Source organism: Enterobacter sp. SGAir0187 (assembly GCF_002952735.2).
Taxonomy (GTDB): domain Bacteria; phylum Pseudomonadota; class Gammaproteobacteria; order Enterobacterales; family Enterobacteriaceae; genus Enterobacter; species Enterobacter quasiroggenkampii.
In genome coordinates this window covers 1,989,375-2,009,031 of the sequence record NZ_CP025034.2, presented here as the reverse complement: position 1 = coordinate 2,009,031, position 19,657 = coordinate 1,989,375, and the positions used below count along the sequence as shown (strand labels likewise).

Annotated in this window: 19 protein-coding genes and 1 tRNA gene; 13 read left to right on the top strand and 7 right to left on the bottom strand. The window is 55.5% G+C overall.

Translation table 11 applies throughout. The annotated features are described in order from the left end of the window. Positions 1 to 23: 23 nt before the first annotated feature. The 3 genes from argF (CWR52_RS09665) to arcA are packed head-to-tail and all read right to left on the bottom strand — an operon-like array spanning position 24 to position 3,196. Complete coding sequence (argF, locus tag CWR52_RS09665) at positions 24 to 1,028, bottom strand: ornithine carbamoyltransferase (protein ID WP_003863360.1); 1,005 nt, start codon at positions 1,026 to 1,028, stop codon at positions 24 to 26. 26 nt (positions 1,029 to 1,054) lie between these two features. Next, positions 1,055 to 1,966, bottom strand: a complete 912-nt coding sequence (arcC, locus tag CWR52_RS09660; RefSeq protein ID WP_032661347.1) for a carbamate kinase — start codon at positions 1,964 to 1,966, stop codon at positions 1,055 to 1,057. A gap of 9 nt (positions 1,967 to 1,975) precedes the next feature. After that, a complete protein-coding gene (gene arcA, locus CWR52_RS09655; RefSeq protein ID WP_008501384.1) occupies positions 1,976 to 3,196 on the bottom strand; it encodes an arginine deiminase in 1,221 nt (406 codons plus the stop codon). Between the two features lie 675 nt (positions 3,197 to 3,871). Here arcA and CWR52_RS09650 point away from each other — a divergent pair. The 5 genes from CWR52_RS09650 (at position 3,872) to CWR52_RS09630 (ending at position 11,073) form a co-directional block, all read left to right on the top strand. Then, a complete protein-coding gene (locus tag CWR52_RS09650; protein ID WP_104949521.1) occupies positions 3,872 to 4,324 on the top strand; it encodes a YhcH/YjgK/YiaL family protein in 453 nt (150 codons plus the stop codon). Positions 4,325 to 4,951: 627 nt separating this feature from the next. Further along, complete coding sequence (gene yagE / locus CWR52_RS09645; RefSeq protein ID WP_104949520.1) at positions 4,952 to 5,860, top strand: 2-keto-3-deoxygluconate aldolase; 909 nt, start codon at positions 4,952 to 4,954, stop codon at positions 5,858 to 5,860. Between the two features lie 14 nt (positions 5,861 to 5,874). Further along, a complete protein-coding gene (gene yagF, locus CWR52_RS09640; protein WP_104949519.1) occupies positions 5,875 to 7,842 on the top strand; it encodes a xylonate dehydratase YagF in 1,968 nt (655 codons plus the stop codon). 226 nt (positions 7,843 to 8,068) lie between these two features. Further along, on the top strand, positions 8,069 to 9,451 hold the full coding sequence (locus CWR52_RS09635) for an MFS transporter (protein ID WP_104949518.1): 1,383 nt from the start codon (positions 8,069 to 8,071) through the stop codon (positions 9,449 to 9,451). Positions 9,452 to 9,462: 11 nt separating this feature from the next. Then, a complete protein-coding gene (locus CWR52_RS09630) occupies positions 9,463 to 11,073 on the top strand; it encodes a glycoside hydrolase family 43 protein (RefSeq protein ID WP_104949517.1) in 1,611 nt (536 codons plus the stop codon). Here CWR52_RS09630 and xynR read toward each other — a convergent pair. The 4 genes from xynR to argL form a co-directional block, all read right to left on the bottom strand. Next, positions 11,058 to 11,819, bottom strand: coding sequence for a DNA-binding transcriptional repressor XynR (gene xynR / locus CWR52_RS09625; protein ID WP_104949516.1), 762 nt, complete (start codon positions 11,817 to 11,819; stop codon positions 11,058 to 11,060). The two genes, CWR52_RS09630 and xynR, sit on opposite strands and share 16 nt — an antisense overlap. A 194-nt stretch (positions 11,820 to 12,013) precedes the next feature. Continuing rightward, complete coding sequence (locus CWR52_RS23560; RefSeq protein ID WP_348982983.1) at positions 12,014 to 12,712, bottom strand: hypothetical protein; 699 nt, start codon at positions 12,710 to 12,712, stop codon at positions 12,014 to 12,016. A 388-nt stretch (positions 12,713 to 13,100) separates the two neighbouring features. Continuing rightward, a complete protein-coding gene (gene argF, locus CWR52_RS09610) occupies positions 13,101 to 14,105 on the bottom strand; it encodes an ornithine carbamoyltransferase (protein WP_032675854.1) in 1,005 nt (334 codons plus the stop codon). Next, positions 14,075 to 14,170, bottom strand: a complete 96-nt coding sequence (argL, locus tag CWR52_RS23330; protein ID WP_213014347.1) for a putative translational regulatory protein ArgL — start codon at positions 14,168 to 14,170, stop codon at positions 14,075 to 14,077. The genes argF (CWR52_RS09610) and argL overlap by 31 nt, the downstream gene beginning before the upstream one ends. A gap of 99 nt (positions 14,171 to 14,269) precedes the next feature. On the opposite strand from argL, the gene rraB reads away from it, so the two are divergent. From rraB to CWR52_RS23425, 8 genes are all read left to right on the top strand, one after another. After that, entirely contained in the window at positions 14,270 to 14,695 is a 426-nt protein-coding gene (gene rraB, locus CWR52_RS09605) for a ribonuclease E inhibitor RraB (protein ID WP_023324077.1), read from the top strand. A 47-nt stretch (positions 14,696 to 14,742) separates the two neighbouring features. After that, positions 14,743 to 15,501: a tRNA isopentenyl-2-thiomethyl-A-37 hydroxylase MiaE gene (miaE, locus tag CWR52_RS09600; protein ID WP_104949514.1), complete on the top strand. Its 759-nt coding sequence runs from the start codon at positions 14,743 to 14,745 to the stop codon at positions 15,499 to 15,501. Positions 15,502 to 15,531: 30 nt separating this feature from the next. Next, on the top strand, positions 15,532 to 16,254 hold the full coding sequence (locus CWR52_RS09595; protein ID WP_045350682.1) for a hypothetical protein: 723 nt from the start codon (positions 15,532 to 15,534) through the stop codon (positions 16,252 to 16,254). A gap of 106 nt (positions 16,255 to 16,360) precedes the next feature. After that, positions 16,361 to 16,445 (top strand) — tRNA-Leu (locus tag CWR52_RS09590). A 189-nt stretch (positions 16,446 to 16,634) separates the two neighbouring features. Beyond that, positions 16,635 to 17,885: a tyrosine-type recombinase/integrase gene (locus tag CWR52_RS09585; protein ID WP_040252005.1), complete on the top strand. Its 1,251-nt coding sequence runs from the start codon at positions 16,635 to 16,637 to the stop codon at positions 17,883 to 17,885. Positions 17,886 to 17,995: 110 nt separating this feature from the next. Beyond that, positions 17,996 to 18,805 carry a DUF6387 family protein gene (locus tag CWR52_RS09580; RefSeq protein WP_104949513.1) on the top strand — a complete coding sequence of 270 codons (810 nt, stop codon included), beginning with the start codon at positions 17,996 to 17,998 and terminating at the stop codon, positions 18,803 to 18,805. Between the two features lie 166 nt (positions 18,806 to 18,971). Beyond that, on the top strand, positions 18,972 to 19,187 hold the full coding sequence (locus CWR52_RS09575) for a helix-turn-helix transcriptional regulator (RefSeq protein ID WP_040252000.1): 216 nt from the start codon (positions 18,972 to 18,974) through the stop codon (positions 19,185 to 19,187). 21 nt (positions 19,188 to 19,208) lie between these two features. Continuing rightward, positions 19,209 to 19,508, top strand: a complete 300-nt coding sequence (locus CWR52_RS23425; protein WP_024170864.1) for a hypothetical protein — start codon at positions 19,209 to 19,211, stop codon at positions 19,506 to 19,508. Positions 19,509 to 19,657: the final 149 nt, after the last annotated feature.

Sequence of the window (19,657 nt, the reverse complement as noted above, 5' to 3'; positions counted from 1 at the left end):
ACCCGCGGCGCGCCGGGCGGTGATTAGTCGCCGAGTGTCGCCACCATGACCGCTTTAATGGTGTGCATGCGGTTCTCTGCTTCGTCAAAGACGATGGAGTTCGGTGATTCGAAGACCTCTTCCGTCACCTCCAGCCCCTTCAGGCCGTACGCCATCTCGATCTCGCGGCCCACTTTGGTGTGCTCGTTGTGGAACGCAGGCAGGCAGTGCATAAACTTGACGTTCGGGTTGCCGGTGGCCTTCATCACGTCCGCGTTGATCTGGTACGGCTTCATCAGGCTGACGCGCTCGGCCCAGGCTTCCTTCGGCTCGCCCATAGAGACCCACACGTCGGTGTAGAGGAAATCGGTCCCCTGCACGCCTTCTTCCACGTCGTCGGTGAGGGTGATGCGCGCGCCCGTCTCTTTGGCGATGGCGCGGCACTGCTCAACCAGCCCCGCTTCCGGCCAGAAGGATTTCGGCGCGACGAGGCGGATATCCATCCCCATCTTGGCCGCGCCGACCATCAGGGAGTTGCCCATGTTGTTGCGCGCGTCGCCGAGATAGGCAAAGCTCAGCTCCGGCAGGGTTTTGCCCGGAGAGTGCTCCAGCATGGTCATCAGGTCGGCGAGGATTTGCGTTGGGTGGAACTCGTCGGTCAGGCCGTTCCACACCGGCACGCCCGCGTACTCGCCCAGCTCTTCGACGATGGCCTGACCATAGCCGCGATACTCGATGCCGTCATACATGCGGCCCAGCACGCGGGCGGTGTCTTTCATCGACTCTTTATGGCCAATCTGCGAGCCGCTTGGGCCGAGATAGGTGACCTGCGCGCCCTGGTCGAACGCGCCCACTTCGAAGGCGCAGCGGGTGCGGGTGGAGGTTTTTTCAAAGATCAGGGCGATATTTTTCCCGACCAGGGTTTGCTTCTCGCGTCCGGCTTTTTTGGCGGCCTTGAGCTCAATGGCGAGGTCAATCAGGTACTGGATCTCCGCCGGGGTGTAGTCCAGCAGTTTGAGGAAGTTGCGGTTTTTCAGGTTGATGGTCATGGCTAAATCCTTTTTAAAATGAGTGTTCAGTTACGAATCAACGTGCCTTTCTCGCCCGCGAGGATCTCCGCGCCGTCGGCCAGCGCGCCGATCCCGGCAATGCCGTTGCAGGCTTCAACGAACTCGCGGCAGGCGGCCACTTTCGGCCCCATCGATCCGGCGTCGAACTGCATGCCCCTGAGCAGTTCCGGCGTCACCTGCGCCAGCGGACGCTGGGTCGGTTTGCCCCAGTCGAGGTACACCGCGTCGGCATCGGTGAGGATCAGCAGGGCATCGGCTTCGATCTGGCGCGCCAGCAGGGCGGCGGAGAGGTCTTTGTCGATTACCGCCTCAATGCCGCGATAGCCGTTGGCGTGTTCCACCACCGGTACGCCGCCGCCGCCGTTGCAGATCACCAGGTGGTCGCGCTGGATCAGCGCCGTGATGGCGTCGCTCTCGACGATGCGCTTCGGCTGCGGTGACGGCACCACGCGGCGGACGTAGCTGCCGTCGGCCTTAAACACCCAGCCTTTCTCCGCCGCCAGCGTTTTTGCCTGGGCTTCGCTGTAGACCGGGCCGATGTACTTGGTCGGGTTGCTGAAGGCCGGGTCGGCGGCATCCACTTCCACCTGCGTGAGCAGAACGCTCACCTCCCGCTGCGGGAGGCTGTTTTTCAGCGCCTGCTGGAGCATGTAGCCGATCATTCCTTGGCTTTCCGCGCCGAGAACGTCCAGCGGGTAGGGCGTGACTTTGTCGTAGGCGCTGTTCTGCAGCGCCAGCAGCCCGACCTGCGGCCCGTTGCCGTGTACCAGCACCACGCGCCACTGCGCCGTCAGCCCGGCGATGGTGCGGGCGGCCTGCTCGATGTTCTGGCGCTGGATCTCCGCTTCCAGCGGCTCGCCGCGCTTGAGCAGCGCGTTGCCGCCCAGTGCCACAACCAGAGTGGGTTTTCGTTCCATGATGGCTCCTTAAATTCCGTCGCGTTCCAGCGGGCAGCTCATGCAGCGCGCGCCGCCGCGGCCGCGTCCGAGTTCGTCGCCCGGGATGGGCAGCACGGTGATACCCGCTTTGTCATACTTCTCGTTGGTCCAGACGTTGCGCTCGTAGCCGATCACCACGCCGGGGCGAATGGTCAGCACGTTGTTGGCGTCGTTCCACTGCTCGCGCTCGGCCTCAAAGGCGTCGCCGCCGGTGGTGATCAGGCGCACCTGGTTAATGCCGAGCGCTTTCTCGATGGCGTGCAGCAGGTCGGTTTCCTGCGTGCGCAGCAGGCCGCCGCGTCCGTCCGGGGTGAGCGTCCAGCACTGGGCGTCTTTGCGCACCACTTCCGGGTAGACGGAGAAGGTGTCCACGTCGATGTGGGTCATCACGGTGTCGAGGTGCATGCAGGAGCGGTGTTTTGGCAGCTCAACGGCGATCACGCGCTCGGCCTGACGGTGTTTGAACAGGCTGTTGGCGAGGAACTCCACGCCCTGCGGCGTCGTGCGTTCGGACATGCCGATCAATACCGCGCCGCGGCCAATCACTAATACGTCACCGCCTTCTAAGGTGGCGTGGTCGTAATTAATATTCTCGTCGCCGAAATACTTAATAAAATCGCCATCGGCGAACGCCGGGTGCCAGCGATATATTGCCCGCAGGTTATTGGTTTCACGCTGACGCGCCGGTTTGGCCATCGGGTTAATAGAGACGCCGTTATAGATCCAGCAGGAGGTATCGCGGGTAAATAAATGGTTTGGCAGCGGCTTCATAATAAAATCATTCGCCGTGTGGGTATCTACCACCATATTTTTAATGGCCGCCGGAATTTCACCGTAGGTTAATCCGCCGCTCAGCCTGCGCGCCAGTTCGCGGTGCGGCATATCCGCCAGCCAGCCGCGCACGTCGCCGGCAAAGGTAGGGCCGAGGCGATAGTCAGAGATTTGCGTCTCCAGCAGCCAGGCTTTCGCCTCAGCAATATCAAGGGTTTGTGTCAGAAGGTCGGTCAACAGCAGGACTTCCACACCCTGCTCGCGCAGCGTGTTTGCGAAGATGTCATGCTCCTCACCCGCACGCTCAACCGAGAGCACGTCATCGAAAAGTAGCTCCTGACAGTTTGATGGCGTTAAGCGTTTAAGACTTAAATTTGGGCGGTGCAGCATAACGCTACGCAATTGACCAATTTCAGAACCGACGTAATGCTTTTCCATAATTATTCCTTTAACTGTTTTTCAGAATAAAAAGGGCATGCGCCATGTGATGCATTTAATTTCATGGCGGCTAAGCTCAATTGATTTCGTAATTCATACTAGGCAGTTAAATAATCCGTATTGTGATATTGCTCACGCGAAAATGGATATTTTATAGCTTGTTTTCATTTGCATGATTCGCATCAGATAATGATTAATTGACTATTCTGGCGAGGTGAATAGCTAAGCACTATCCGTTGTCATTATTTGCAGTTGTTAGTGTTTTGTAGAATTACATGCTTTGAAATATTTTGTTAAGCCTTTGATTTTAATTGTGTTTAAAGGTGGCTGGGAATGGCTATGCAATATTGCTAATTAACTATTTTTGGCTTAAGGAAAATCAATAAATATTTATTGAATTTAATAGCAAATTATCAAAGTGATAAAATGTGAAGCTGTAGCGAGTTTTGTTGTTAAGGCATGACGATCAGTAAGTTAGCGCAAGGCCGTGATAACGAAGAACTGAAGATATGCATAATGACTGCATAAATGCCTGGGCAGGATTAACAGCAAATTAACACCATTCCCGATAAACATGCGCTCGCGCAAACCTCGTCCAAAAAGGGCTGGTATGGCAGCCGGGATTCTCGTATAAAAGATAAAAATGAAACATTGTTTTATATTGAGGGTTGAAACATGATTATCGGCAACATCCACCATCTGCAGTCCTGGCTGCCTGACGATCTGCGCCAGGCGATTGAGCACGTTAAAGTTCACGTCACCGACGCGACGCCGCTCGGGAAACACGACGTCAACGGCAACAGCCTGTTCTATCTGGTCTCTGAAGATACAACCCAGCCGTTCGCCGAGCGTCGCGCCGAATACCACGCGCGCTATCTGGATATCCAGATCGTGTTGAAGGGTCAGGAGGGGATGACCTTCAGCACCCTGCCGCCAGGTACGCCCGACACCGACTGGCTGGCGGACAAAGACATCGCGTTCCTGCCGGAAGGCGGGCAGGAGAAAACCGTGGTGCTGAGCGAAGGGGATTTTGTGGTGTTCTGGCCGGGTGAGGTGCACAAGCCGCTGTGCGCGGTGGGGGAGCCTGCTAAGGTCAGGAAAGTTGTGGTGAAGATGCTTGTAGAGTAACCCCTCTCCCAAAGGGTGAGGAATCCCCAGTAATTTTATACCTGAAGCGATGCATGTGACTTCAGGAAAATGAATGGCTTACAGCGATGCCCTGGTCCGGCTGTAAATCGCTGAGGCGTTTGCCTTCCGGCCGGGGCGAGGCGCATGGATGCGCCGAGAGGGCGGGCTTTACAGGGACGTTACCTCCGCCCGTCCCCGAAAAGCCGGAAGGAATAAGCCGAAGGCACCGCGAAGCGGCGATTTACCGCCGGGAGCCCGGGTCGCCAGGGCGGTGGCGATTGAGCCGCCCTGGCACGTTCACCGGCCATGTCCTTACAGAGTAGCAAGGAACATAAAGTGAACGGAATGACCACCTGAGCCGTATGTTCCCCCTCACCCCAGCCCTCTCCCTCAAGGGAGAGGGGGTCGTCCGTGCTGGTATTATTTTGTGGAGATTCCTCAGCCCTGTGGGAGAGGGTTAGGGTGAGGGCATCAGGCCGCACCTTCCAATATGTGATCCAGCTTAAATTTCCCGCACTCCTTCTTCATCTCTCATTTACCTGCGCTTTTTCTGCGTCATAGTATGATCGTTAAATTAATGAACACTGTTCTATAATGTAGAACAAAATGATTCAACAAGGAGATCTCATGCCGCAGTCCGCGTTGTTCACGGGAATCATTCCCCCTGTCTCCACTATTTTTACTGCCGATGGCCAGCTCGATAAGCAGGGCACCGCCGCGCTGATCGACGATCTGATCGCGGCAGGCGTTGACGGCCTGTTCTTCCTGGGCAGCGGCGGCGAGTTTTCCCAGCTCAGCGCTGCAGAGCGTAAAACCATTGCCCAATTTGCTATCGATCATGTCGATCGTCGCGTACCGGTCCTGATCGGCACCGGCGGCACCAACGCCCGGGAAACCATTGAGCTTAGCCAGCACGCCCAGCAGGCGGGCGCGGACGGCATCGTGGTGATCAACCCGTACTACTGGAAAGTATCGGAAGCGAACCTGATCCGCTATTTCGAGCAGGTGGCGGACAGCGTCACGCTGCCGGTGATGCTCTATAACTTCCCGGCGCTGACCGGGCAGGATCTGACTCCGGCACTGGTCAAAACGCTCGCTGACTCGCGCAGCAATATTATCGGCATCAAAGACACCATCGACTCCGTCGCCCACCTGCGCAGCATGATCCACACCGTCAAAGCCGCTCACCCGCACTTCACCGTACTCTGCGGCTACGACGATCATCTGTTTAATACCCTGCTGCTCGGCGGCGACGGGGCGATCTCGGCGAGCGTTAACTTTGCTCCGCAGGTATCGGTGAATCTTCTGAAAGCCTGGCGAGATAAAGACGTGGCGAAAGCGGCTGAGTATCATCAGACCCTGCTGCAAATCCCGCAGATGTATCAGCTGGATACGCCGTTTGTGAACGTGATTAAAGAGGCGATTGTCCTCTGCGGCCGCCCGATTTCTACGCACGTGCTGCCCCCCGCCTCGCCGCTGGACGCGCCGCGCAAGGCGCAGCTGAAAACCCTGCTGCAACAGCTCAAGCTCTGCTGAGCCGGACGATAACCATGACCATCGAGAAGATATTCACCCCACAGGACGATGCGTTTTATGCGGTGATCACCCACGCGGCGGGGCCGCAGGGCGCGCTGCCGCTGACCCCGCAGATGCTGATGGAATCCCCCAGCGGCAACCTGTTCGGCATGACGCAGAACGCCGGGATGGGCTGGGATGCCAACAAGCTGACCGGCAAAGAGGTGCTGATTATCGGCACCCAGGGCGGCATCCGCGCCGGGGACGGACGCCCGGTCGCGCTGGGCTACCACACCGGCCACTGGGAGATCGGCATGCAGATGCAGGCGGCGGCGAAGGAGATCACGCGCAACGGCGGGATCCCGTTTGCGGCCTTCGTCAGCGATCCCTGCGACGGCCGTTCTCAGGGCACGCACGGCATGTTCGACTCCCTGCCGTACCGCAACGACGCGGCGATCGTGTTTCGCCGCCTGATCCGCTCCCTGCCGACGCGCCGGGCAGTGATCGGCGTGGCAACCTGCGATAAAGGTCTGCCCGCCACCATGATCGCGCTGGCCGCGATGCACGATCTGCCGACCATTCTGGTGCCGGGCGGGGCGACGCTGCCGCCGACCGTGGGGGAAGACGCGGGCAAGGTGCAGACCATCGGCGCGCGCTTTGCAAACCACGAACTCTCCCTGCAGGAGGCCGCCGAGCTGGGCTGTCGCGCCTGCGCCTCGCCGGGCGGCGGGTGTCAGTTCCTCGGCACGGCGGGCACCTCGCAGGTGGTCGCCGAAGCGCTGGGTCTGGCGCTGCCGCACTCCGCGCTGGCCCCGTCCGGGCAGGCGGTGTGGCTGGAGATTGCCCGCCAGTCGGCGCGCGCGGTCAGCGAGCTGGATAACCGCGGCATCACCACGCGCGATATCCTCACCGATAAAGCCATCGAAAACGCCATGGTGATCCACGCGGCGTTCGGCGGATCCACCAACCTGCTGCTGCACATTCCAGCCATCGCCCACGCGGCGGGCTGCACGATCCCGGACGTAGAGCACTGGACACGCGTTAACCGCAGGGTGCCGCGTCTGGTCAGCGTGCTGCCCAACGGCCCGGACTATCACCCGACCGTGCGCGCGTTCCTCGCGGGCGGCGTGCCGGAGGTGATGCTCCACCTGCGCGATCTCGGCCTTCTGCATCTGGACGCCATGACCGTGACCGGCCAGACGGTGGGCGAGAACCTCGACTGGTGGCAGGCATCCGAGCGCCGTAAGCGCTTCCGCCAGTGCCTGCGCGCGCAGGACGGCGTGGATCCGGATGACGTGATCCTGCCGCCGGAGAAGGCAAAAGCGAAAGGGCTGACCTCAACGGTTTGCTTCCCGACGGGGAACATTGCGCCGGAAGGATCGGTGATCAAGGCCACGGCGATCGACCCGTCGGTGGTGGGTGAAGATGGCGTTTACCGCCACACCGGCCGGGTGCGGGTGTTTGTCTCGGAAGCGCAGGCGATTAAGGCCATCAAGCGGGAAGAGATTCAGCAGGGCGATATCATGGTGGTGATCGGCGGCGGGCCGTCCGGCACCGGTATGGAGGAGACCTACCAGCTTACCTCGGCGCTGAAGCATATCTCGTGGGGCAAGACGGTGTCGTTAATCACCGATGCGCGCTTCTCGGGCGTGTCGACGGGCGCCTGCTTCGGCCACGTCTCGCCGGAGGCGCTGGCGGGCGGGCCGATTGGCAAGCTGCGCGATAACGACATTATCGAGATAGCCGTCGACCGCCTGACATTAACGGGCAGCGTGAACTTTATCGGTACCGCGGACAACCCGCTGACGCCGGAGGAGGGGGCGCGCGAGCTGGCACGGCGGCAGACGCACCCGGACCTGCACGCCCACGACTTTTTGCCGGACGACACCCGCCTGTGGGCAGCATTACAGTCGGTCAGCGGCGGCACCTGGAAAGGCTGTATTTATGACACCGATAAAATTATCGAGGTAATTAACGCCGGTAAAAAAGCACTCGGCATTTAATTATTTTTCACGCGATTGTCGTCTACGGAATATATTCCGTGGACGGCTTTTGCTTTTCCGTATTTTATCAATTTAAACAATAGGTTGTGATATATCGTTGGCGTCACAAAAGCAAAATAACGTAATTCAGAAATAAGATATGACCATTGCTGGTTAATTGAACAGCTCATTACACTCCCTTAACACGATGTTGTAATTCAGCACACTACATAAGGGTGTAATTCTGATGACGCAATTAACCATGAAAGACAAAATTGGCTACGGGCTGGGTGACACCGCCTGCGGCTTCGTCTGGCAGGCCACGATGTTCCTGCTGGCCTATTTCTACACCGACGTCTTCGGCCTGTCGGCGGGCATTATGGGGACGCTGTTTTTGATCTCCCGCGTGCTCGACGCTGTGACCGACCCGCTGATGGGGCTACTGGTCGACCGCACCCGCACGCGGCACGGCCAGTTCCGCCCGTTCCTGCTGTGGGGCGCCATCCCGTTTGGCATCGTCTGCGTGCTGACCTTCTACACGCCGGACTTCTCCGCGCAGGGCAAAATCATCTACGCCTGCGTGACCTACATTCTCCTTACCCTGGTCTACACCTTCGTTAACGTGCCGTACTGCGCCATGCCCGGCGTCATCACCGCCGACCCGAAAGAGCGTCACGCCCTGCAGTCCTGGCGCTTTTTCCTGGCGGCGGCGGGGTCGCTTGCCATCAGCGGCATCGCGCTGCCGCTGGTGAGCATCATCGGTAAAGGGGACGAGCAGGTGGGCTATTTCGGCGCCATGTGCGTGCTGGGGCTGATCGGCGTGGTGTTGCTCTACGTCTGCTTCTTCACCACCAAAGAGCGCTACACCTTTGAGGTACAGCCGGGCTCGTCGGTGGCGAAAGATCTGAAGCTGCTGCTGGGGAACGGCCAGTGGCGCATCATGTGCGCGTTCAAGATGATGGCGACCTGTTCCAACGTGGTGCGCGGCGGGGCGACGCTCTACTTCGTGAAATACGTGATGGATCACCCGGAGATGGCGACCCAGTTCTTACTCTACGGCAGCCTCGCCACCATGTTTGGCTCGCTCTGCTCCTCCCGCCTGCTGGGCCGCTTCGACCGGGTAAAAGCGTTCAAGTGGATCATCGTCGCCTACTCGCTGATCAGCCTGCTGATTTTCATCACCCCGGCCGAGCACATCGCCCTGATTTTCGCCCTCAACATCCTGTTCCTGTTCGTCTTTAACACCACCACGCCGCTGCAGTGGCTGATGGCCTCTGATGTGGTGGATTACGAGGAGAGCCGCAGCGGACGCCGCCTCGACGGGCTGGTGTTCTCCACCTACCTGTTCAGCCTGAAGATTGGCCTGGCGATTGGCGGCGCGGTGGTGGGCTGGATCCTCGCGTACGTCAACTACTCCGCCAGCAGCAGCGTGCAGCCGGTTGAGGTGCTGACCACCATCAAAATTCTGTTCTGCGTAGTGCCGGTGGTGCTCTACACGGGCATGTTCATCATGCTGTCGTTCTACAAGCTCACCGACGCCCGCGTGGAGGCCATCAGCCAGCAGCTGATCAAGCACCGCGCGGCGCAGGGCGAGGCCGTTCCCGACGCCGCGACAGCCGCATCCCATTAACCGGAGGCACTATGCAAATCACTAACCCTATTCTGACCGGCTTCAACCCGGATCCGTCCCTGTGCCGTCAGGGTGAGGACTACTACATCGCCACCTCGACCTTCGAGTGGTTCCCCGGCGTGCGCATCTACCACTCCCGCGACCTGAAAAACTGGTCGCTGGTCAGCACCCCGCTGGACCGCGTGTCGATGCTGGACATGAAGGGCAACCCGGACTCCGGCGGCATCTGGGCGCCGTGTCTGAGCTACGCCGACGGCAAATTCTGGCTGCTCTACACCGACGTGAAAATTGTCGATTCGCCGTGGAAAAACGGCCGCAACTTTCTCGTCACCGCGCCGTCCATTGAGGGCCCGTGGAGCGAGCCGATCCCGATGGGCAACGGTGGGTTCGACCCGTCCCTGTTCCACGACGACGATGGCCGCAAATATTACCTCTACCGCCCGTGGGGGCCGCGCCACCACAGCAACCCGCACAACACCATCGTGATGCAGGCGTTCGATCCGCAGACCGGCACGCTCTCGCCCGAGCGCAAAACCCTGTTTACCGGCACGCCGCTCTGCTACACCGAAGGGGCGCATCTGTATCGCCACGCGGGATGGTACTACCTGATGGTGGCCGAAGGCGGCACCAGCTACGAGCACGCCGTCGTGGTGCTGCGTTCAAAAAACATCGACGGGCCGTACGAGTTGCACCCGGACGTGACGATGATGACCAGCTGGCACCTGCCGGAGAACCCGCTACAAAAGAGCGGCCACGGCTCGCTGCTGCAGACCCACACCGGGGAGTGGTATATGGCCTACCTCACCAGCCGCCCGCTGCGCCTGCCCGGCGTGCCGCTGCTGGCCTCCGGCGGACGCGGCTACTGCCCGCTGGGCCGTGAGACCGGCATCGCCCGCATTGAGTGGCGCGACGGCTGGCCGTACGTGGAAGGCGGCAAGCACGCGCAGCTGACCGTGAAAGGCCCGCAGATTCCCGAGCAGCCCGCAGCCGTTCAGAGCAGCTGGCGGGACGATTTCGACGCCAGTTCGCTCGACCCGGAACTTCAGACCCTGCGCATTCCGTTCGACGACACCCTCGGCTCGCTCACCGCGCGCCCAGGCTACTTACGGCTCTACGGCAACGACTCGCTCAACTCGACCCTTACCCAGTCGACCGTGGCGCGCCGCTGGCAGCACTTCACCTTCCGGGCCGAGACGCGGATGCAGTTCTCGCCGGTTCACTTCCAGCAAAGCGCGGGGCTGACCTGCTACTACAACAGCAAAAACTGGAGCTACTGCTTTGTGGACTACGAGGAGGGGCAGGGGAGAACCATCAAGGTGATCCAGCTCGACCACAACGTGCCGTCATGGCCGCTGCATGAGCAGCCGATTCCGGTGCCGGAGAGTACGGAGAGCGTCTGGCTGCGGGTGGACGTGGATACGCTGGTCTACCGCTACAGCTACTCGTTTGACGGCGAGACGTGGCACGCCGTGCCGGTAACGTATGAGGCGTGGAAGCTGTCGGATGACTACATCGGCGGGCGCGGCTTCTTTACCGGCGCGTTTGTGGGGCTGCACTGCGAGGACATCAGCGGCGACGGCTGCCACGCTGACTTCGACTACTTCACCTACGAGCCGGTATAGCCCAGCGCGCGTGAGAGCTCGAGCCCGGCCTGCTGAAGCTGCTCGCGGAAATTAGCAAGCTCTGCATCGTCCACGCGGGAGGTCAGCGTCGACAGGCTCAGGGCGGCGATGACGCGGGATTCATGGTTCCACACCGGCACCGCCACGCAGCGCACGCCCTGCTCGTTCTCTTCGCTATCCAGGGCATAGCCCTGCTCGCGGGTCTGCGCCAGGGCGGTCATTAACGCTTCGCGGGAGGCAAGGGTAGCGGGCGTAAAGGTGGTGTACTGATAGCCCTCCAGCAGGGCGTTCAGCTCGGCCTCGCCCAGCCAGGCAATCAACACCTTGCCGATGGCGGTGGCGTGAACCGGCAGGCGGCGGCCGATGCGTGAATAGGCGATGGCCGCCAGCTTGCCTTCAATCTTCTCGATATAAACCCCTTCACGCCCGTCCAGGATCCCCAGATGGGTAGTCTGCCCGGTCCGCCGGGACAGCTCCGTCAGCCAGCCTTTCGCCTTCTGACGAATATCGATGGAGCCCACGACAAAATGGCCGCGCTCGACCAGCTTCATGCCGAGGCGATATTTGCCGTTCTCCGGGTTCTGATCGATATAGCCGTGAAGCTGCAGGGTTTTCAGCAGCGAGTGGAGGGTACTCTTGCTCAGCCCCATCAGTTTGCTGATGTCGGTGATCTTAAGCTCGGTGGCCTGCTCGTTGAACAGGTCGAGGATCTGCAACGCACGTTCAACAGACTGAATAATCGGCATAATGCTGGCATGTCCACGCTGGAATTAAGGCGAAAACGTACCTTTTTCGGGGTGAAAAATCAATTGAGCAGGCCTGATTTGCCCGGCGGCGCTTCGCTTGCACGGGCCTACGGGTTTTGTAGGCCGGGTAAGCGCAGCGCCACCCGGCAAAAAGAGCGCGCAGTATCTATAACATTGCAGGTACGTCGTTTGGCTCAGTTCGATATAGTCAGGTTTCTTGAAAATTCAACAGCAGAAACTGACTGTACCTTCCATAAGTTGTCTTCTTTCACCATGCAGTCTATGACTATGTGGTCCTGCTTTTTACCGAATGCAATGTATACGTTGACACAGACTGGATCGGTATCCCCGGCTATGGCTGTTACATTCTGCGGCCAGTCATCGCCGACGTATTGCGCTTTTAAAAAGATATCGGCCTCGTAAAACTCTTCGTCTGCATAGCGAGGATCCTGCGCATGACGGAGTTTTTTCATTGTTGATGCTGTGACATATTTATCTATTTCGTTTCCATCAGTGATGGGAAATGCATCTTTGTTGATTTGATTAACGTACCAGCTGTTAAATTTTACAGCACGCTCAATCGGGTCAGAATGGCCAGCCATTGCAGACAAAGAAAATATGAAGAGAAGCAGTAAGATATTTTTCATATCAGTAGTGCCTGTAAAGGGTGATTTTGGGCTGTATCTTTCGATATGTCTGACCGGGATAAAGGCTGTTCTGTTTAAAGTCTGAATACCAGGTACCCGATCCGTCGTAGATACATGCATGCCCGTTCTGATGCGCACCAGGTAATGCGTCAATGACTGCAACATCACCCTCAATAGGGGTGCCGTACATCTTACTGAATCCTGCCTTCTCAAGAGAGCGCCAGAAGTTTTTTGCATCAGCACCATCAATCTTCAGTCCTCCGGCGCGGAGCGGATAGCTGCAGCAACGGCACGGGCGCAGTAACCGGTACTTTTATGATGTGCGTGGCTACGGGCGTATGACACAGCTTCATGCTTATTCCATGACATAATTAATCCTTATTAACGAAATGCAGCAATAAGGAAATATTACGCCGATAATATACGGTGTTTTGTAATTGATAATGACCTGATATTAACCATTATCTACTCAGTAAATAATGGTTAATAAAAAGATAAATACCTATTATGGTTAATGCGTATCTGAGAAAGCGTCAGTAAAATGAATTTTTCTGCCTGACGATAACGCTGTTGTCGTTTTTAGTGTTTTCTCCCTCTCCCCGTGGGAGAGGGCACCAACGCGCAGAGGAGCCAATCACTCCCCAAGCGTCGCCACCATCACCGCCTTAATCGTATGCATCCGGTTTTCCGCCTGGTCGAACACGATGCTCGCCGCCGACTCAAACACCTCGTCCGTCACTTCCATCCCGCCGTGCAGGTCGAACTCCTTCGCCATCTGCTTGCCGAGCGTGGTCTGGTCGTCATGGAACGCCGGCAGACAGTGCAGGAACTTCACGTCCGGATTCCCGGTCAGCGCCATCATCTGCGCGTTCACCTGATACCCGCGCAGCAGCGCAATCCGCTCTGCCCACTTCTCTTTGGCTTCGCCCATCGACACCCACACGTCGGTATAGATAAAGTCCGCCCCCTTCACGCCTGCCGCCACGTCTTCCGTCAGGGTGATTTTCCCGCCGTGCTTCTCCGCCAGTGCGCTGCACTCCGCCACCAGGCTCTCTTCCGGCCAGCAGGCCTTCGGGGCCACCAGGCGCAGATCCAGCCCGGTCAGCGCCGCCGCTTCCAGCATCGAGTTGCCCATATTGTTGCGAGCGTCGCCCGCGTAAACCAGCGTCATCTCGTTAAACGCCTTGCCCGGCAGGTGCTCCTGCATGGTCAGCAGGTCCGCCAGCAGCTGGGTCGGGTGGAACTCATTGGTCAGCCCGTTCCACACCGGCACGCCCGCATACTGCGCCAGCGTTTCGACGACTTCCTGGCCGTGGCCGCGATACTGAATGCCGTCGTACATCCGCCCGAGCACGCGCGCGGTGTCCTTAATTGATTCTTTATGCCCAATCTGGCTGCCGCTCGGCCCCAAATACGTGACGCGCGCGCCCTGGTCAAATGCGGCAACTTCGAAAGAGCATCGTGTACGAGTTGAGTCTTTTTCGAAGATGAGCGCGATGTTTTTACCGGTAAGCTTCTGTACTTCCTTGCCCTTTTTCTTATCGGCTTTGAGCTGTGCGGCAAGGGTCAGCAGAGAAGTGAACTGTGCAGGGGTAAAGTCGAGCAATTTCAGAAAGTGTTTCTTGTACAGATCAGACATTTTATCCTCACATGGCGAACGCCACTTATTGAATTAAAATTCACTTTATATGTGTAATTATTCATTTGCAACCCCGTTTCACAAATCTTTCCAACAAAGGTGGAGGCAAACCCGTCCGTGTGTGAAAATAGAAGTATCTGCCGCACTTTAAAGAGGATTGAGCCATGGCAAACCCGGAATTACTGGAAGAGCAACGCGAAGAGACGCGTCTGATTATTGAAGAGCTGCTGGAAGACGGTAGCGATCCGGACGCGCTGTACACCATCGAGCACCATTTCTCTGCGGATGATTTCGACGCGCTGGAAAAAATGGCCGTGGAAGCCTTCAAGCTGGGTTACGAAGTGACCGAGCCGGAAGAGCTGGAAGTGGAAGAGGGCGACACCGTCATCTGCTGCGACATCCTGAGTGAAGGCGCGCTGAAGGCGGAGCTGATCGACGCGCAGGTAGAACAGCTGATGAACCTGGCCGAGAAGTTTGACGTGGAGTACGACGGCTGGGGAACCTACTTCGAAGATCCGAACGGTGAAGACGGCGAAGAAGGTGACGACGAAGATTACATTGACGAAGACGATGACGGCGTGCGTCACTAAGCGTTCCAGGCGGTGGCGCGCGCCACCGCTTTTTTCAAGGCAGAACCATGGATTACCCGCAGATACTCGCCCCCGTACTCAACTTCCTCCAGTGCCCGACCCCGCAAGCATGGATTGATAAAGCCCGCGACCCGGCAAACCTGCCGCTGCTGCTCACCGATCACATGGTGTGCGAGCTCAAGGCCGCCCAGACCGCGCTGCTGCTGGTGCGTAAATACGTCGCCGACGAAAGCGGTGCCGACGCGCCGCTCGACTGGCTCAAACCCTACGAACAGTTCACCTTCCGCGACGGCCCGGAGCCGGACTTCATTGCCCTGCAAAAGCAGATTGGCAAAAGCGTGATGCCCAAAACCGACGACCCGTGGGGCCAGGCGCTCATCGACAGCATGGTGCTGCTGATTAAAGAGGAGCTGCACCACTTCTGGCAGGTGCGCGAGGCGATGCTGGCCCGCGACATTCCGTACGTCAAAATCACCGCCAGCCGCTACGCCAAAGGGATGCTGAAGGAAGTGCGCACTCACGAACCGCTGACGCTGATCGACAAGCTAATCTGCGGCGCCTACATCGAAGCGCGCTCCTGCGAACGCTTCGCCGCGCTGGCTCCGTTCCTCGACGACGACCTGCAGAAGTTTTATCTCTCGCTGCTGCGCTCGGAAGCGCGCCACTATCAGGACTACCTGACGCTGGCCCAGCAGGTGAGCGACGACGATATCTCACCGCGCATACAGCTTTTTGGCGAAATTGAAGCCACACTTATCTCGACACCGGACAACGAGTTTCGCTTCCACAGCGGCGTGCCGGTGTAAACCGGCATAGCGAAAGGATAAGGATGCGAGATGAATAAAACGTGGACCCGTATTGTGATTGTCGTCGTCGCGGCCGCCGCCGTGGCGTTCTGGGTATTCTTCGATAAGCAGCGCGCCCCCGAACACCAGATTGATACCACCCTCAACGCGATGCCCGCCTGGCAGGTGATTAAGGAGCAGGAGCCCGCGCTGCATCAGCGCATCCTCGACCAGATGGCCGCTCTGCAAAAAGCGGGCGAGCCGGAGCAGCAGATTATCGACACCATCCAGCCGCAGATCCTGCATCTACAGATGTCGCGCCTGCAAAACGCCCCGGACGCCAACGTGGTGAACTACATGACCATCAACATGGAGCAGACCGCCGCCATCCAGAAGGTGAGCGACGACGCCTGCTTCCGCTTCCTCTACCCGATGGTGAAGGGCGGCGTGAACCCGATGCGCATGCTGGATAAAGACCTGATGACGCGGCGCATGCAGGCCGATGCCGACATGATGCGCGCGGCTTACGGCAAAAACCGCCACACCGTGACCCCGGCCGAACGCGAGGCGGCTGTCGAGGATGTGCGACCCATTATGAAGGCACTTGCCGATAAGTACGGCGAGGACATCCAGCTGCTGCAGATGCCGGAGAAGGCGGCGGGCAAAGAGAAGCTCTCCTGCGATATGGTGCAGGAGATGTGGGCAAAGGTGCTGGCGCTGCCGGAGCAGAAGGCGGCGAGGGTGATTCGGCTGGCGGTGTCTGAGCTGGACTGACGAAGGACGCTGGTTTTTTGGGCACTTAGCGCGGGTTTCGCGCGTCGTCGCTTGCATGGCGGCGCGCGACAGGTATAATCCACAACGTTTCCGCATCCCCTTCAGTGCCGAAGTGGCGAAATCGGTAGACGCAGTTGATTCAAAATCAACCGTAGAAATACGTGCCGGTTCGAGTCCGGCCTTCGGCACCATACAAAGCTTTTTTTAAGTCTACTAACGTCTACTTTAGTCCATAAAAACAGTAAGTTAAGCGAATTTCTGACTTGGCTTAGTCTGTTCACGTCTACTCAATTCCTTGAACATATACCAACCGATGATGGTATAACTGATGGTATTCCCGGTTCGATTGATTTTGGTACCAACACTGGAGGTATCAACTGATGGCTCTCACCGATATCAAAGTTAGGACTACCAAGCCCTCCGACAAACCTTTCAAACTCACAGATGGGCAGGGTATGCACCTGCTGATCAACCCCAATGGTTCAAAATACTGGCGACTTCAATACCGTTTCGATGGCAAACAGAAAGTTTTAGCATTGGGTGTTTATCCAATGGTCTCTCTTGGTGAAGCTCGCAGGAAACGAGATGAGGCCAAAAAGTTGGTATCTGTTGGTATTGATCCTTCTGAGAAGAAAAAAGCCGACAAGATCGAGCAGAGCGAAGCTCTTACTTTTGAATCTGTTGCCAGAGACTGGCATAAGGCTTGTAAAAGGAAATGGTCAGATTCCCATAGCGAAAGAGTTCTAAAAAGCATGGAAGATGGTCTCTTTACTGCTATTGGTAAAAGAAAAATATCCGAGCTTAGTACCAGAGATCTTCTTGCCCCTATCAAGGCTGTTGAAGCTTCTGGGCGACTGGAAGTTGCTTCCCGCCTACAGCAAAGAACAACGGCAGTGATGCGATATGCTGTCCAGAACGGGCTGATAGATTACAACCCTGCTCAGGAGATGGCAGGAGCTATTGCGGTAGCAAAAAGAACCCACCGACCGGCATTACCGTTTGATCGCTTCTCTGAACTCCTGGAGCGAATTGAAATATTCAAAGGTAGAAAGCTCACGAAGTTAGCCGTAAAGCTTACATTGCTCATTTTCATTCGTTCGAGTGAACTCAGGTTTGCTCGTTGGTCAGAGATAGATTTCGACAATGCCATGTGGACTATTCCTGCAGAGCGAGAGCCATTACCCGGAGTGAAACATTCGCATCGTGGTTCGAAAATGCGAACTCCACACCTTGTTCCTTTGAGTTGTCAGGCATTGTCTGTGTTGATGGAAATTAAAGAGATCAGCGGTGACCATGAACTCGTGTTCATTGGCGACCATGATTTCAGAAAGCCCATGAGTGAAAATACGGTAAACAAGGCTTTGAGGTCTATGGGCTATGACACAACCGTGGAGGTCTGTGGACATGGATTCAGAGCTATGGCTTGTAGTGCTTTAATTGAATCCGGTTTGTGGTCGAAAGATGCTGTTGAACGGCAAATGAGCCATCAGGAGCGGAACTCAGTTCGTGCTGCCTACATACATAAAGCAGAGCACCTTGATGAGAGAAAGCTTATGTTGCAGTGGTGGGCCGATTACCTTGACCTCCTTAGAATACGACAAGTTTCACCATTTGATTTTAAAAAGATTTAACTATGAATAAGTAGATTATCAATCGATCTCCCTTATCGATCTTGTTAAGGGAGAATTAATTCAAATAAGCAGTGTTAACTCATTTAAGCTTTGAATACAGTGGAGGATTAATGAAAGTAGTAAGCCCTTATGAAGAATTAAAAAGCTGGTTTAGTCTCGAAAACTATGAGCAGTTAAAATCACTTACAATCAAAGAACTGCATACTGAGCTTGCATTTAGAGAAGCGATTTTCGACAGTGTAAATTTTGGATGGGAAGATGATAATCAAAATTTAAGGTCTATCCTGGAAGGCAATCCTATTTTAAGCAGACGAGATAATAATCATGGTCATTTTGGCAAGGGGCAAAGGCATGTTGCGCAGGTTAGCTTTGGTGATATAAAAAAATTAGAGAACAAGTTAATAATGTTTAGCATGGATTTTTTTGAGGAAAATGGTGATTTCAAAAAAGAGTTGAAAAAGAAACCAATAACAAAAACTATGAGAGACTTTTTTCTAAACCAAAATAGTAGCAAGATGTATGTTTCCTTTGATTTAGGCTTATCCAGCGATGAAGAAATTATAACAGCCTTACAAACGATGTTACCAGATCTTAGGAAAGAATATGAAATTGAGCCAGTCAAAACAGAAAAAATTGGACTTGCAAAAATAAGAAAATTTGTCGATTACAATATTATCCCAATGATGGATCTATTGATTTGGGCAAAATTTAAAAAAGTAAAAATCTCAAATATGGTCTTGTCTCGTGTCTTGTATCCCGACTTTACAAGTGAGATCAGAGGAGAAGATCACATTAAAGATACAGACAGGCCTGTTGCAGAGAAGTCATTGAGTGGAGAAACAACCCGTAGTCTGGAACATTTTATCAGCAAAAACAGCCATCTCCTCAACATACCGATTTCGGAACTAGGCTCTTTCTAGTTGTAAATCATCATGTTAATTGTCAAGGGGAGGGCATAAATATTTTTCTTCCCTGGAATTTCCTTTCATTCTTCCCTCATCTAACTTTTCAGTTATCAGCATTCCCTTCATAGATACAAATCTGTGTGGCTAATATCTTCGTAACGGAAGCGGAGGAGGTAGCCAAATGAATACAACCGATACAACCAATCAAAGCTTAATTCGTTTACCAGAAGTCTTGAAACGAACTGGTTTCGGCAAGGCCTGGATTTATCGTCTGATCAGTGAAGGTCGGTTTCCGGCCCCCGTTAAGATCGGTGTTCGTGCCGTTGCTTTTGTCGAGAGTGAAGTTGACGAGTGGATTCAATCAGTTATCGAATCAAGCAGAATTAATGTTGCTTAATTAAACCTGGGAGAGATTTTTATGAATATCGAAGAATTTGTGAGTGAAGATAACCATATGTGCAATTTATGCGGAGATCGGTTTTACAAGATCTTTGACCAAGAAGTGATTTATGACTTACCCAATAACGAGTTTAATAAAGAAATAATTTACTGGCTCAGTCAGTACCTTGTAGGAAATTTGAGAGAACCTTTAGACTCGATCTCTGAGCTTAATGCTTCCAAACAGATATATGTTTACGAGACCTGGTTCTCGCTAATTAAATGCCCTGATGAAATGAAACTCTTGGCGAAGCGGATAATTCTATATCTGTTGGATTAAGAAATATTTATGAAAATGTAAAGTTTGGCTGCATATTTTTGCTTAAAACTTTACAGAATAACTTACATTATTTTTATGATCGTTTATTAGCAAGGCAGTGAGATAGTTTTCGAGGTATTAGGTGTACATAATAATAACTAGATCTACCA

Bases quoted from the DNA above. Each gene is read 5' to 3' on its own strand.
- argF (WP_003863360.1), bottom strand. From the start codon at position 1,028: ATGACCATCAACCTGAAAAACCGCAACTTCCTCAAACTGCTGGACTAC.
- arcC (WP_032661347.1), bottom strand. From the start codon at position 1,966: ATGGAACGAAAACCCACTCTGGTTGTGGCACTGGGCGGCAACGCGCTG.
- arcA (WP_008501384.1), bottom strand. From the start codon at position 3,196: ATGGAAAAGCATTACGTCGGTTCTGAAATTGGTCAATTGCGTAGCGTT.
- CWR52_RS09650 (WP_104949521.1), top strand. From the start codon at position 3,872: ATGATTATCGGCAACATCCACCATCTGCAGTCCTGGCTGCCTGACGAT.
- yagE (WP_104949520.1), top strand. From the start codon at position 4,952: ATGCCGCAGTCCGCGTTGTTCACGGGAATCATTCCCCCTGTCTCCACT.
- yagF (WP_104949519.1), top strand. From the start codon at position 5,875: ATGACCATCGAGAAGATATTCACCCCACAGGACGATGCGTTTTATGCG.
- CWR52_RS09635 (WP_104949518.1), top strand. From the start codon at position 8,069: ATGACGCAATTAACCATGAAAGACAAAATTGGCTACGGGCTGGGTGAC.
- CWR52_RS09630 (WP_104949517.1), top strand. From the start codon at position 9,463: ATGCAAATCACTAACCCTATTCTGACCGGCTTCAACCCGGATCCGTCC.
- xynR (WP_104949516.1), bottom strand. From the start codon at position 11,819: ATGCCGATTATTCAGTCTGTTGAACGTGCGTTGCAGATCCTCGACCTG.
- CWR52_RS23560 (WP_348982983.1), bottom strand. From the start codon at position 12,712: ATGGTGCTGATGCAAAAAACTTCTGGCGCTCTCTTGAGAAGGCAGGAT.
- argF (WP_032675854.1), bottom strand. From the start codon at position 14,105: ATGTCTGATCTGTACAAGAAACACTTTCTGAAATTGCTCGACTTTACC.
- argL (WP_213014347.1), bottom strand. From the start codon at position 14,170: ATGAATAATTACACATATAAAGTGAATTTTAATTCAATAAGTGGCGTT.
- rraB (WP_023324077.1), top strand. From the start codon at position 14,270: ATGGCAAACCCGGAATTACTGGAAGAGCAACGCGAAGAGACGCGTCTG.
- miaE (WP_104949514.1), top strand. From the start codon at position 14,743: ATGGATTACCCGCAGATACTCGCCCCCGTACTCAACTTCCTCCAGTGC.
- CWR52_RS09595 (WP_045350682.1), top strand. From the start codon at position 15,532: ATGAATAAAACGTGGACCCGTATTGTGATTGTCGTCGTCGCGGCCGCC.
- CWR52_RS09585 (WP_040252005.1), top strand. From the start codon at position 16,635: ATGGCTCTCACCGATATCAAAGTTAGGACTACCAAGCCCTCCGACAAA.
- CWR52_RS09580 (WP_104949513.1), top strand. From the start codon at position 17,996: ATGAAAGTAGTAAGCCCTTATGAAGAATTAAAAAGCTGGTTTAGTCTC.
- CWR52_RS09575 (WP_040252000.1), top strand. From the start codon at position 18,972: ATGAATACAACCGATACAACCAATCAAAGCTTAATTCGTTTACCAGAA.
- CWR52_RS23425 (WP_024170864.1), top strand. From the start codon at position 19,209: ATGAATATCGAAGAATTTGTGAGTGAAGATAACCATATGTGCAATTTA.